This window comes from Luteibacter rhizovicinus DSM 16549 (genome assembly GCF_001887595.1).
In the GTDB taxonomy this organism is placed as follows: domain Bacteria; phylum Pseudomonadota; class Gammaproteobacteria; order Xanthomonadales; family Rhodanobacteraceae; genus Luteibacter; species Luteibacter rhizovicinus.
In genome coordinates, this window is sequence record NZ_CP017480.1 from 4,030,638 (window position 1) to 4,043,429 (window position 12,792).

Consider the following 12,792-nt stretch of genomic DNA (forward strand, 5'->3'; position numbering starts at 1 on the left):
AGAGTTTTGACGTGAAATTAGTATCATCCGGAACCATCTTCTCTTCGCCAGAACTTGCGAAGATCCTCGTCGAGGTCACCCCATGAAAAGCGCTACGCGTCGGAAGAAGCCCGATGCGCGTCCGACGATCCCGCTGGACACGAAGCAACAGCCCATGCAGCAACGGTCGCAACAGACCTTCGAGTCGATTCTCGAGGTCACCTCGCGCCTGCTTGGCGAAGTGGGTGTGGAACGACTTTCGACGAACCTGATCTGTGCGCAGGCGGGCCTCTCGCCGCCTGCCCTCTATCGGTATTTTCCGAACAAGTACGCCATTCTCAACGAGCTCGGCGAGCGCCTGATGAAGTGCCAGAACAAGGCGTATCGGGCGTGGCTGGAAGAGGAAAAGGCACTCGACTACGACGGATCACGCGAGGCGAGCATCCGTGGCCTGCGCGACATGCAGGCCGCGATCAATGCGGCAACGCTCGCTTTCCCTGGCGCCGTGTGGATCATGCGCGCGCTTCGCGCGGTACCGACGCTCCGCCACATCCGTCTGGATTCGCATGACGACGTGGCCGAGACCTCGTACAAGGGCTTGCGCGATCGCTACCCGAGTGCGGACCCGGAAGCCCTGCGCGTGGCGATGCGCCTCTCTACCGAAGTGATGTACGCCGCCACGGAAATGGTCGTGGACAACCCGACGATGGACGGCGATGTCATCAACACGGAAGTCGCCGAGATGGTCGTGCGTTACTACGACAAGTTCGTCGAGGGCGAAGAGCGCTACGCGGCAGCGTCCAGGAAGAAAGGACGAAAAGTCGTCAAGGACCGATAGGCCCTTACAACACGATCTGGTGCGCCAGGAACGCGGTCGAATACTGCGTTACCGCCGGCGACGCCATAAGGGTGTAATGCGTGGTCCCGGGGATGACGGCCAACTCGTTCGGCGAGCGCAGCGATCCATCGAAACCGGCATCGCGCTGGCCGCCGCCGAGCAGCTTGTAGAACTCGGCGATGTGCTCGGGCCGGATGAAATCCGCATCGGCAAACACCAGCAGTGTCCGCGCCTTGATGCCACGCACGCCAGTGGACCAGTCGAAGTCCTGTCGGTTGAGTTCGCCTGTCTTGCGCATCATGGTCGGCCAGTCGACGCCGGGATACTTCTTGCCGAGAGGCGACTTGGCGATCTCGCCACCGATCGAATCGGCCATGGCTGGCATCTGCTCGAACGCGGTCCTGACTTCAGGGTACTGGCCTTTGCTGGCATACGCCGCCGAGACGATGACCAGCTTGTCGAGCCTGTCGGGATGCCGGATCGCAAATTGCAATGCGATCGCACCACCGAACGAGTAGCCCATCACGCTCGCCTTATCGATCTTGAGCTGCGTAAGCACCGCGGCGACATCGTCGGCGGCCTGCTCGCATGACCAGGGCGCGTTCGTATCCTTGCTGAAGCCGTGCCCCCGGGCATCGATGGCGATCACCTTGAAGTGCTTCGCCATCTCGACAAGCGGCGCGCCGAACATCTCGGAGGGATCGACCCCGCCGTGCAACATGACGAGCGGCTGGCCGTTGCCACGAACTTCGTAATGGAGCTCGGTCCCATTGACGCGTGCGTAGCTGCCCGGCACGGCAGGGGGCGGCATGCTTGCTTGTTGCGTCCAGGCGAGCCCTGACGGCGGCGCAGCCGCGAGCGCCATCAGCATGAGTGTCCGAGCGACCGTCCGAAACATGGTTCGTCCTCCTGGATACACGCCAGCGCACATTCGCTAGTCGTAGCAGCCCTTCGCCGTCTGCGCCTGCTCCGCCGGGCATACGATGGCCGCGAAGCCGCCATTCACCGGCACATCAAACGACAAGTTGCCATCGGAAGCAACATTCTGGGCGCTGTGCACGACATCGCCCCGACCCACGCCGTCGCGAACGATGTCCGCATGCCATGTGCCTCCCTTCAGCCAGGCCAGGGGTACGGTAAGCCGGCGCGCAGGCCCTGCGGCAATGGCTCCGATGAACCACCGGCTGCCACGACGACGGGCGAAGACGGCGTCCTGGCCGGGTGTCCCGGCGACGAGTCGCGTCTCGTCCCACACGGTTGGAATCTGGTCGAGGAACGCCAGGGCGACCGGGCGCGACTCGTAGGCCTCCGGGCGATCGGCCAGGTGCGTCCAGCCGGATTCGAAGACGATCGGCAAGGCCAGTTCATGCGCGATGCTCGCCTCCTTGCGTCCGGCGTCGAAGGCCACGGGGGTGTAATCCATCGAGCCCACGACGTTCCGCGTGAACGGCTGGATCGTATTGCCGACGGCGGGCGGATCGTTCTCCGCACCGCGCACGCCTTCCATCGTCATCAGGTGCGGCCACGTCCGCGCCAGGCCATGCGGCACGGTCGCGCCGTGGAAGTTCACCATCAACTGCAGGCGGGCGGCATCGGCCAGCGTCGCGTCGTACCACTGAAAACGTGCCTGCGAATCCGACTCCATGAAGTCGATCTTGACCCCTTTGACGCCCCACCCCTTCACCTTGGTCAACGCCGCGATGCGTTTCGCAGGCGTGTCGAGGTTCGACCAGTGAAACCAGAGCAGAATGTCGACGTGCTTCGCGTTGGCGTAACGCACCAGGTCGGGAACCCAGGCGTCCTTCCAGCCTTCGTCCACGAGTACGTAGGGGATGCCGTTGCGCGCCGCGAAGTCCACATAGGCGCGCTGCCGCACGGGATCGGAGGGACTATCGTGCTCGCTGAGCCAGGACCACGCGACCTTGCCCGGGCGCACCCAGGAAACATCGGACAGTTTCGATGCGTCGGCGAGGTCATCGACCAGGGTCGATTCCGTCACGGTGGCAAGGTCACCGGTGATGACCGTGCGCCAGGGGGTGACGCCGTTGCTATCGACGCGCGCATCGGCAAGGGTCAGCTTCCACGTGCTCGTGCCGACGAGATGCGACAGCCGGCTTCCATCGTAGCTACCGTCGGCATTGGCCTCGGTGACCAGCACGTAGCTCTGGCCGATGCGAAACAAGGAAGGGTAGCCGTACTCACCCGACGCGGCGGTACCGGCCGTCGTCTCTATCCTTTCCTTTTCGTACTGAGGACCGTAAGGCAGCAGCCACGCCCTGGCATCGGTGGGAATCGCGAAGCTCGTGGCCTCGTTGAGCACGGTGGCCTGTTTCACGCCGGGGAGCTCATAACGAAACGCCACGCCGTCATTGGCTACCCGAACGACCACGTCGAGCTTCTGGCCGGCGGCGTTGCGCAAGGAGTAACGCGTCTCGGCGAAGTTCGCCTTCCTTTCGAGGCGCTTGCCGGTCGTCATGCGGTACTGCTCGGTGAACTGCCGCGTCTGCGTCGTGGCCAGCGTCATGCCCTGCGCGAGGTCGGCATCGGCGGTGGTGAGACCAAGGGTCTCGTCCACCAGCGGCGCGCCCTTCGGATCGGTGATCGAAAGGACGGGCCGGCCGCCGTCGCGAAAGACCAGGGTGGCCAGCGGCGGGCTGGCAAACGCCGGAACGGCGACCAGGGCCGCCAATGCGGCGGAGAGGCGGCGTAGTCCACGCGAACGGAGCTCTGGCGACATGCGTGCATCCTTGGGTTAGCGAGTCGTCGAGAATCCCACAGTCCGCATACGAATGTCTGGGTCTGGGTGTCAGTCCTTGAATATCGCCGGCGTTCCCACCCAGATCATGCGGACCTCGGACTTGCCGACGTTACGCATGCTGTAGGGGTGCCGCTGGTCGAAGTGCGCGCTGTCACCAGCGTTCAGAACGAACTTCTTCCGACCGACCGTCATTTCGAGCGTGCCGCTGAGGATGTACCAGAAGCCCTCGCCTTCCCTATGAATCGTGGGTGCCACGAGGCCGGGCGGAACGATCAACCGGAGCGCTTCCATTTTGCGCTCGGCATGCCGGCCGCTCAGTCGTTCGTAGACGACCGGCGATTCGAGGTCGATCCGGTCGTGCTCGTTGGATCGGCAGACGATCTGCCCCGGCGTGGGGACGCCGACGAAGTAGTCGACATCGACGTTCAGTGCCTGGGCGATGGCTTCCAGGGACAACAGCGACGGGGACGCAAGATTCCTCTCGACCTGGGATAGGAACGGAATGGAAAGTCCCGAGCTATCGGCGAGGCCTTTCAGGGTGAGACCCAGGCCACGTCGTCGGTCGCGAATCGCCGAGCCGATGCTCAGCCCCGCGGCTTTGTCCGGCGTCGCTCGTCCGCCCGCCATCGTTACGAGCTGTGATCGCTGCTGATCAGCCAGCGCGAACCCACCTTGTGAAACAGCAGCGTCGTGATACCCGAGATCTCGGCACCCGTGTCCGGCTTGAGGTGGTATCGGCCGACGACGAAGGCGTACTGGGAGCCCAATGGCTTCACGTCGATCAGTTCCAGGGTGAGCTTGCCAAAAGTCCCGCCCGGCTTCTTGAAGCGCGCGGCGTACATGGCTTCGATGGCGTCGTAGCCCTCGATGACGCCGCTGGAGCTCACGTAGCGGGTGCCCGGGGCACGCTCATAGCACTCCATGAAAGTCTTCAGATCGCCGGCGGACCAGGCCGCGGCGCTGGCGTCGAGCGTCTGCTTGATAGCCTGGGCGGTTGGCACAGCCGGTGTTTCAGCCGACACGGTGGCGGTCGCCACCACTGCGCTCAAGGCACAGAGAAGAACGGACGTGGTTTTCATGACACCCCTTGTGCACGAGAGAAGTAGATCCGACCCTTTTGGATGGCTATCTGCGATTGCAACCTGATCGTAACGTAAAAGCTTGACTCCATCAAAACTTTTTGATCTGATCGAAATCACGGAGTGTGCACTGCAGCAATCGCAGTTCAGACGGCTATATCGGTGCCAGGGGATCGAAGGCGCTGCCGGTCAGGACGTTCCGGCATCAACCGAGCAAGGGCGATCGACGCCCGGGGATAACGCACACGCACTCAAAGAACACGCTCGCATCGACGAGCGTGCGCCGAAGGCTTGCCCTCTTACAGGCAGCCTTCCATCAAGCCGATTTGCGGGGGAGTTTCATGAATCACGATCTTAAGCGCACGCTGCTCTACACGGCCCTGTTGTCCATAGCCCTGTCCTCCACCGTGGCCAGTGCCCAGGACGCCCCCGCCAGCGAAAAGAAAAAAGCCCAGGCGTCCGATACACCGCAGACGCTTGAAGGCATCACGGTCACGGCCGCCAAGCGCGAGCAGGACATCCAGAAGGTGCCGATCAGCATGACCGCACTGACCGGCGAGCAGCTCGAGCGGCAAGGCGTGACCAGCCTCAGCGACCTGGCGCGCATCGCGCCGGCGTTGACCGTCGCGTCGTCGGGTCCCGGCGAAAACAACCTGATCATCCGCGGCATCTCGTCCAGCGCAGGCTCGGCGGCGACCGTGGGCTATTACCTCGACGACGTGCCGATCGCCGCCTCGAGCAATGCCGCGCTGCTGTCGACGCGTGGCGTCATCGATCCCTCGGTGTTCGACATCGAGCGCGTCGAAGTCCTTCGCGGTCCGCAGGGCACGATCTACGGCTCCAGCTCCATGGGTGGCACGGTCAAGTACGTCACCAATCAGCCGGATCTGGACTTTGTCGAGGCACGCATCAAGACGGACGTCTCGGGCACCTACCATGGCGGTCCCAATGCCAACGTCAACGGCGTGCTCAATGTCCCGCTGATCAAGGACAAGGTCGCGCTGCGTGTGTCCGCCTACTACCGCGACGATGACGGCTATATCGACCGCTACCCGATCTCGCCGACCAATTATCTCGAGGCGGATCCGGACGGCAAGAAAAAGGACAACGTCAACACCTATAAGACCTACGGCGCGCGCGTCGCGATGCTGATCAAGCCGGACGATACGCTGTCCATCACGCCGAGCTTCATCTACCAGTACTCGAAGCTGGGATCGCCGTTCACCTACGACAAGATCCCCGCGACGCTCGATAACCCGTACCAGGTGCGCGACGTCAACGAAGCGAACGTGCAGAAGTCGACGATCTCCAATATCGCGATCCACAAGCAGTTCGATGCGTTCGAGCTGATGTCGTCCACCTCGTACTTCACCCGCGACGTCAATATTCGCGACGACAGCTCCAAGGTGATCAACTACTTCTTCAGCTTGCCCACGGTCTACCCGACCACGATGTACGGCAGCTACAAGAACAAGGAATTCACCGAGGAAGTGCGGGCAACCAGCAACTTCGACGGTCCCGTGCAGGGCATCCTCGGTGCGTTCTACCACGACGTGAATGCACCGCTTCAATCGTCGATCCCCTACCCGGCCGGCTTCAACCAGACGTTCAACAATCCGTTCCCGGCTTACTCGACGATCTACGCGGGTACACGTAACGCGACGCTCGACGAGTACGCGGTGTTCGGCGAGCTGTCCTGGAACATCACCGATAAGCTGAAGGCCAGCGCGGGCATCCGTGCGTTCGAGGTCAAGCAGGGCTTCTCGCAGGGCGGCGACGGCCTGCTCAACGGTGGCCCGAGCACGGTACACAGCAACTCGAAGGATTACGGCAGCACGCCGAAGTTCACCCTGCAGTACCAGATCAGCCCGGAGAACATGGTCTACGCCACGGCCTCGCAGGGCTATCGACCGGGTGGCCCGAACAATCCGGCACCCGCCGCGTTGTGTGGTACGGAAGTGGCCGGCCTCGGCCTCAGCCAGTCGCAGTTGAACAAGTACAACCCGGATACCTTGTGGAACTACGAGCTGGGCTTCAAGAGCGCGTGGCTGGAAAAGCGCCTGCTCGTCGATGCGTCCGTCTACCACATCGACTGGAACCACGTGCAGCAGCAGATCGTGCTCGGTTGCGGCTACAACATCACGGCCAACTTCGGTAAGGCCGTCAGCCAGGGTGCGGAACTGGAAATCAAGTTCCTGCCCGTCAACTCGGTGACCCTGGGTGCAGGCTTCAGCTACAACGACGCGCACCTGAAAAACGACGTTCCCGGCACCGATGCGAAGGACGGCGACCGTCTCGTCAACGTGCCGCGCTTCACCGGTTCGGTCTCGGCCGAATACCGTCACCGGGTCAATGTGCAGTACGACGGCTTCATGCGCGCCGATGTCAGCTACGTTGGCAATTCAAACTTCCTGTACGACCGCGACAGCCCGTTCTATCGCCGCGGCGGCTTCGCCACCACCAATATCCGCATGGGCGTGGAAGGTCGCAACGGCTTCGATATCTCGCTCTACGCGACCAACCTGTTCGACAAGCGTGGCGAGACGGATCTGCCGGTCGCCATCTCGGCGGACTTGCCGACCACGCGCCGTGTGGCGCTGAACCAGCCACGGACGGTTGGCGTCACGTTGCAGTATCAGTACTGACTCAGCGGTAGGGCACGGGGCTGGCTTGATGCATTCGCATGGTCAAGTCAGTCCCGAATAGCGCTCCGCCATGTAACGCCCCGGCGAGGTACCCAGGGCCTTGCGGAACATGGTGACAAAGCTGGGTACGCTTTCGTAGCCGAGATCGGCCGTGACCTGTTGGATCGATGCGCCCCCAGCGAGCCATTTCACGGCGAGCATGACGCTGAGTTGTTGTCGCCAGCGGCCAAGGCTCATGCCCGTCTCGGATCTCATGAGCCGTTCCATGGTTCGTGCGCTCATGCCCGCCCTCGTGGCCAGGGCGTCCAGCGTTTCCCGGTGAGCCGGCGTTGCCATCATGCGATCGACGAGACAGCGTAGGCGCGCATCCGTCGGCATCGGCAAATGCAGGTCTTCCGCTTTTGCAGCCGCCATTTCATCGATGAGCACCGCGACGAGGCGGGTATGGGAACCGCCTTCTTCATAGAACAGCGGCAGGCTGGCCGCGCGAATCAGCAACTCGCGCAGCAAGGGCGTCACCGACACCGCGCAGCATTTCGCCGGCAGGTTCGTGCCCGCGCCGCTGGCGACAAACACACCGTAGCCTTCGAGCGCGCCCGTCATCTTCATCGCATGAACCGCACCGCCAGGGATCCATATGGCGCTGCGCGGCGGGACGATCCACAAACCGCCCTCAACCTCGCAACTCAGTGCGCCGCGTTGAACGAGAAGAAGCTGGCTCTTTGCGTGGCGATGCGGCTCGAGTTCGAAGCCGCCAAAGGTCTCCGATGCAAAGCCGTAGGTGACAACCTGGCGGGGCACGTCATCCGGTTCAACCCAGTCGGACTCGCCTGAAAGCTCGGTCAGTAGCGGCATGATGGTTGCCTGAATCATTGGCGTAATTGAATAATGATCTGTCAATACTTCGTAATGACGTCATGGCTGGCGGCCCGTATCGTACCGCATCGCACCTGTAGAGGCCGACCGGCATCCAGCGTGCGCAGGAGTCACCATGAGTACAATGACCAGTGCGCGTGTCACCGAAGTACTGACCCGTCTTCACCAGGATGCCGAGGCCGCGGACCATCCTTTCATGCAGAAAATGATGGCGGCCCTGGAAGCTTCCGGCGACACGATCGAACAAGCGGCTGCGCAGCTGATCGCCGACGAACGGGCGAACTATCCCGCCGTCTATAACGACCATGCGGAGCATTTTCTATCGGTCACTCCGGACTACGGCCGCTTTCTCTACGCGATGGCGCGCGCCACCAAGGCAACCCGGATCGTTGAATTTGGTACGTCGATGGGCATCTCGACCATCTATCTCGCCGCGGCGTTGCGTGACAACGGAGGTGGGCAACTGGTCGGGTCTGAGCTCGAGCCGGGCAAGGTGGCGCGGGCCCGGGCGCACATCGCATCGGCCGGTCTCGCCGACTTGGTGGACATTCGCCAGGGCGATGCACTCGAAACGCTCAAGGACATCGCTGGCGACATCGATCTGGTACTGATCGATGGGGCCTGGTCGCTCTACCTGCCGGTGCTCAAGCTGCTTGAACCCCGATTGCGACCCGGCGCCGTGGTCCTCGCCGAAAACGCCTTCGACGAAGACTATCTGGGCTACATCCGTGACCCTGCGCACGGCTATGTCGCGCAGACTTTGCCGATCGACGCCGGGCGCGGTAACGAGTTCGCTGTTCGAATCCTGGATTAGCAGAGGGCCTTCTGTCCGACTCACCAATCCGTCGGACGATAATCCTTCAGGAACTGCCCCCAGACATGCTCGCCGGTGTTGATCCCGCTGATGATCGGGTCGACGATCCGCGCGGCACCGTCGACGATATCCAGCGGCGGGTGGAAGCGCTCTTCCAGCACCTTCTTCGCTGCCAGCTCCGCCGGATCTTCATCGGTCACCCAACCGGTGTCCACACTGTTCATGTGGATGCCGTCGTTGTGGTAATCGGTGGCCGAGGTGCGCGTCATCATGTTGAGCGCGGCCTTCGCCATGTTGGTGTGCGGATGGCGCGTGGTCTTGAAGTTGCGATAGAACTGACCTTCCATCGCCGATACGTTGACGATGTGCTTGTCGCGTTCGGGCGTGCGCATCATCAAGGGTTTCAGTCGCGCGTTGATGATGAACGGTGCAATCGCGTTGACCAGCTGCACTTCCAGTAGCTCGACCGACGGCACTTCGGCCATCAGCAAACGCCACGAATTGCGCTCGCGCAGGTCGATCTGCTGCAGATCCTGGTCGAGCCTTCCTTCGGGGAACAAGTGGCTTCGCGCGATGAGCTCTTCCGGCAGGAGTGGCACCTGGGACAACTCAGCGGCGCGGGTCAGGCCGGGGAGGTCGGCGGCAGCGCTGGTCAGCGCGTTCGTCGGAACGCCAGCCTCGGGAAGGATGTTCGAGCTACGCAGTCCCTCGTAGTGCCCGACCAGCTTGCGCACGTGCTCGGGCATGTCGTGCAACGCGGCAGTCTCACCCTCCATCATGTGCGCATAGAACTCGGGCGGACGACGCACGGTCTGGCAGGCGTTGTTGATGATGAAGTCCAGCCGCGGCCGCGTGGCGACGAGTTCCTGGCAGAAAGCTTCGACGCTGGGCGTGTGGCGCAGGTCGAGTCCATAGACCTGCAGGCGATGGCCCCACTCACCAAAATCCGGTTCCTCGGCATAGCGCGCCGCCGAGTCGCGCGGGAAGCGCGTTGTGACGATCAGCTCCGCGCCCGCGCGCAGCAGTTTCAGGCCTGCTTGATAGCCGATCTTCACACGACCGCCAGTCAGCAGCGCGACGCGCCCGCGCAGGTCGACCAACTCGGTGCGCTTGGCGTAATTGAACGCCGCACAGGTCGGGCACAGCTGGTCGTAGAAGAAATGAATCGCCGAGTACTTCTGCTTGCACACATAGCAGTGCTTGGGCTCGATCAATACACGAGGATGCGTGGCGTCGGCATCGGGCGCGACGTCATGGGCCTCGAAGCCTTCCGGCGCGAACACGTTCGGCGTGGTGAATACCGGCTTCCGACGCAGTGCGCGGATGCCGGTCTGATTGAGCACCGTGTCTTCGACCTGGATCTTCGAGGCATGCCGCGCTTTCTGCGCAGCTTTCAACCGGATACGGCGCTCGCCCGGATCGGGGTGATAGACCTGCGCCACCGCCTGGTACAGGCGCTGGCGGTCATCCGCCGGCAGCCTGTCGAGCAGTAGCCGATCGGCGGCTACCGACTCGAGCAGCTGTGCCGCGGCGCGCAAGCGCTCGAGCAGCAAGGCATCGGAATCGACGTCGACGCCGTCATTCGGCGCGGTATGAGTGTTCAAGATCTTGTTCCGTAACGAGAAAATCAGTACGTCGCCAGACACGGGAACGCGCTGTCCCACGGACTGAGCCGCCTATTTTGCCCGTAATGGCGAGGCTTTGCTCAGATAGGTGCCTCGTCATGCCTTGCGGGACCGGGCCGCGGACCGCCCGGCCCCCCATCGCGGTCCAGCATCGGTTAGATGGCGGCGCGTCCGATGGAAGCGCCACCATCGACAAACAAGGTCTGGCCCGTCATGTACGACGCATCGTCGGAAAGCAGGAACGCGACAGCCGCCGCAATCTCGTCAGGCTGGCCCAGGCGGCGCATCGGCACGCTGGCCAGGAAGGCCTTTTCCGCGTCGCTCCCTGCGGGTGTATTTGCTCGAAACAGTTCGGTTTCGATCGGCCCGGGCGCGACGGCATTCACCGTGATCCCGGTCTCGGCCAGCTCCAACGCCCAGCTGCGCGTGAAACTCGTCAGTGCAGCCTTGGTACCTGCGTACGTCGTACGTCGCTGGTAGCCGCCGAGCGCGACGAGGCTCGTGATGTTGACGATGCGGCCGAAACCCCGCTCGCGCATGCCGGGCAACACGGCTTGTACGGCCTGGACGGCAGATACGAGATTGGCCTGGAACGAGATATCGAGATCGTCCAGCTTCAGGTCGTCGATGCGGTCCAGCTTGACCAGTCCGACGTTGTTGATCAGGCCGTCGAAGCGGTGTTTTGATACCAGCCCGGCCAATTGCTTCGCGGTGTCCTGGCGGTCGAACAGATCGATCGAAACGAGTTCGCCGGGGAAATCCGGCTCGTCGATGTTTCGCGCCACGCCCACGACGTGGTGGCCCGCCGCGGCCAGTCGCTCGGCGATAGCGCGCCCGATGCCCTTGGTCGCGCCAGTAAGAAGATAGGTTTTCTTGCTCATAAGTCTCACAGGTGATGGGATCTCGCCACCAGCAAGGTGGTGGCGCGTTCACGCATTTATAGGGTCTGTTAGGAAAACACTGGGTTATACGTCGTATCACTCACCGGAAAGTCGGTATAGCCCTTCTCGCCGTCCCGCGTGTAGTAGGCCGACCTGTCGGCTTCGGCGAGCGGCCAGCGCTGCTGAAGGCGTTCGACCAGATCGGGATTGCCGATGTAAGGACGGCCAAACGCGATCAGGTCGACCAGCCCGCTATCCAGCGCCGCTTGCGCCGTCGCGGCATCGAACCCGCCGCACCAGATGATGCTTCCCGCGAAGCCATCACGGAGCTTCCGCAACAAAGACTCGCTAAGGTGCGACTCGTTGAAGTGGCTGTCCTGGGCGTTACCCGAGGGCATCAGTTGGTAGAGAAGATGCAGGTACGCGATGCCACGACGGTTCAGTTCGCGACAAAGGTAAAACAGTGTTTCTTCGACCTTCGGATCGGCCGGCATGCTGCCGTACCGACCAAAGGGCGACAGCCGGATACCTACCCTGCCCGCGCCGAGAATACCTATCGCCGCGTCGACGACCTCAAGGAGCAACCGGGTGCGATTCTCCGGCGACTGACCGCCGTACTGGTCGGTACGTGTATTCAATACCGAGTTCATGAACTGCTCGAACAGGTAGCCATTGGCCGCATGAATTTCGACGCCATCGAATCCAGCGCGCTTCGCGTTGGTGAAGGCCTGAGCGAACTCGCCCACGACCACGGCCACTTCGGCGGTTGATATCGCGCGCGGTGTACTGGCACGTATGAAGGTGAGCTTGCCTTCCTCATCATGGGCAAACACATCCGAATCACTCGCGCGCTCGGCGGTCGCTCCCCAGGGCGACTCGCCGCCCGGCAGCGTCGAGGTGTGCGCGAGCCGACCCACATGCCAGGCCTGCATGAACATCGTCCCACCGCGGCGATGAACCGCGTCGGTCACCAGGCGCCACCCCTGGACCTGGGCGTCCGTGTAGATACCGGGCGTCCACGCATAGCCTTTCGACCACGGGGACACATCGGTCGCCTCGGACACGATCAGTCCCGCACTGGCGCGCTGGCCGTAGTAGGTGGCCATGAGTGCGTTCGGAAGGTCACCCTTCGAGGTCCGGGTTCGGGTCATGGGTGCCATCACGACGCGATTCTTCAACACCGTGTCGTTAACAAGCGCGTGGGTCTCAAACAAGGTCGTCATCGATCGTTCCTCAAGAAGGGATGTGATCGGCGTACGCTATTCCGCTTGAATCGCCCTATCCACACACCCATTGG

11 protein-coding genes are annotated in these 12,792 nt (G+C 62.6%); 3 read left to right on the forward strand and 8 right to left on the reverse strand.

What is annotated here, in order from left to right:
- The first annotated feature begins 82 nt into the window (after nucleotides 1-82).
- Nucleotides 83-817: a TetR/AcrR family transcriptional regulator gene (locus tag BJI69_RS18330; protein ID WP_046967669.1), complete on the forward strand. Its 735-nt coding sequence runs from the start codon at nucleotides 83-85 to the stop codon at nucleotides 815-817.
- A 4-nt stretch (nucleotides 818-821) separates the two neighbouring features.
- Here BJI69_RS18330 and BJI69_RS18335 read toward each other — a convergent pair whose 3' ends face one another.
- From BJI69_RS18335 to BJI69_RS18350, 4 genes are all read right to left on the reverse strand, one after another.
- Complete coding sequence (locus BJI69_RS18335) at nucleotides 822-1,715, reverse strand: alpha/beta fold hydrolase (protein WP_211258498.1); 894 nt, start codon at nucleotides 1,713-1,715, stop codon at nucleotides 822-824.
- A gap of 36 nt (nucleotides 1,716-1,751) precedes the next feature.
- Nucleotides 1,752-3,554: a glycoside hydrolase family 97 protein gene (locus BJI69_RS18340; RefSeq protein ID WP_052767178.1), complete on the reverse strand. Its 1,803-nt coding sequence runs from the start codon at nucleotides 3,552-3,554 to the stop codon at nucleotides 1,752-1,754.
- A 69-nt stretch (nucleotides 3,555-3,623) separates the two neighbouring features.
- Nucleotides 3,624-4,202, reverse strand: coding sequence for a helix-turn-helix domain-containing protein (locus BJI69_RS18345; protein ID WP_046967668.1), 579 nt, complete (start codon nucleotides 4,200-4,202; stop codon nucleotides 3,624-3,626).
- Between the two features lie 2 nt (nucleotides 4,203-4,204).
- Nucleotides 4,205-4,654, reverse strand: coding sequence for a YybH family protein (locus BJI69_RS18350; protein ID WP_046967667.1), 450 nt, complete (start codon nucleotides 4,652-4,654; stop codon nucleotides 4,205-4,207).
- A gap of 341 nt (nucleotides 4,655-4,995) precedes the next feature.
- On the opposite strand from BJI69_RS18350, the gene BJI69_RS18355 reads away from it, so the two are divergent.
- Nucleotides 4,996-7,299: a TonB-dependent receptor gene (locus tag BJI69_RS18355; protein WP_046967666.1), complete on the forward strand. Its 2,304-nt coding sequence runs from the start codon at nucleotides 4,996-4,998 to the stop codon at nucleotides 7,297-7,299.
- 42 nt (nucleotides 7,300-7,341) lie between these two features.
- Here BJI69_RS18355 and BJI69_RS18360 read toward each other — a convergent pair whose 3' ends face one another.
- Nucleotides 7,342-8,154, reverse strand: a complete 813-nt coding sequence (locus BJI69_RS18360) for an AraC family transcriptional regulator (RefSeq protein WP_046967800.1) — start codon at nucleotides 8,152-8,154, stop codon at nucleotides 7,342-7,344.
- Nucleotides 8,155-8,290: 136 nt separating this feature from the next.
- Between BJI69_RS18360 and BJI69_RS18365 the strand changes: the two genes are divergently transcribed.
- Nucleotides 8,291-8,989, forward strand: a complete 699-nt coding sequence (locus BJI69_RS18365) for an O-methyltransferase (RefSeq protein ID WP_046967665.1) — start codon at nucleotides 8,291-8,293, stop codon at nucleotides 8,987-8,989.
- Between the two features lie 20 nt (nucleotides 8,990-9,009).
- Here BJI69_RS18365 and BJI69_RS18370 read toward each other — a convergent pair whose 3' ends face one another.
- From BJI69_RS18370 to BJI69_RS18380, 3 genes are all read right to left on the reverse strand, one after another.
- Nucleotides 9,010-10,593, reverse strand: coding sequence for an SDR family NAD(P)-dependent oxidoreductase (locus BJI69_RS18370; RefSeq protein WP_046967664.1), 1,584 nt, complete (start codon nucleotides 10,591-10,593; stop codon nucleotides 9,010-9,012).
- Between the two features lie 176 nt (nucleotides 10,594-10,769).
- The gene (locus BJI69_RS18375) at nucleotides 10,770-11,495 is read right to left on the reverse strand and encodes an SDR family oxidoreductase (RefSeq protein ID WP_046967663.1); all 726 of its coding nucleotides are present in this window, start codon (nucleotides 11,493-11,495) and stop codon (nucleotides 10,770-10,772) included.
- 68 nt (nucleotides 11,496-11,563) lie between these two features.
- Nucleotides 11,564-12,718, reverse strand: a complete 1,155-nt coding sequence (locus tag BJI69_RS18380) for an alkene reductase (protein ID WP_046967662.1) — start codon at nucleotides 12,716-12,718, stop codon at nucleotides 11,564-11,566.
- Between the last annotated feature and the right edge of the window lie 74 nt (nucleotides 12,719-12,792).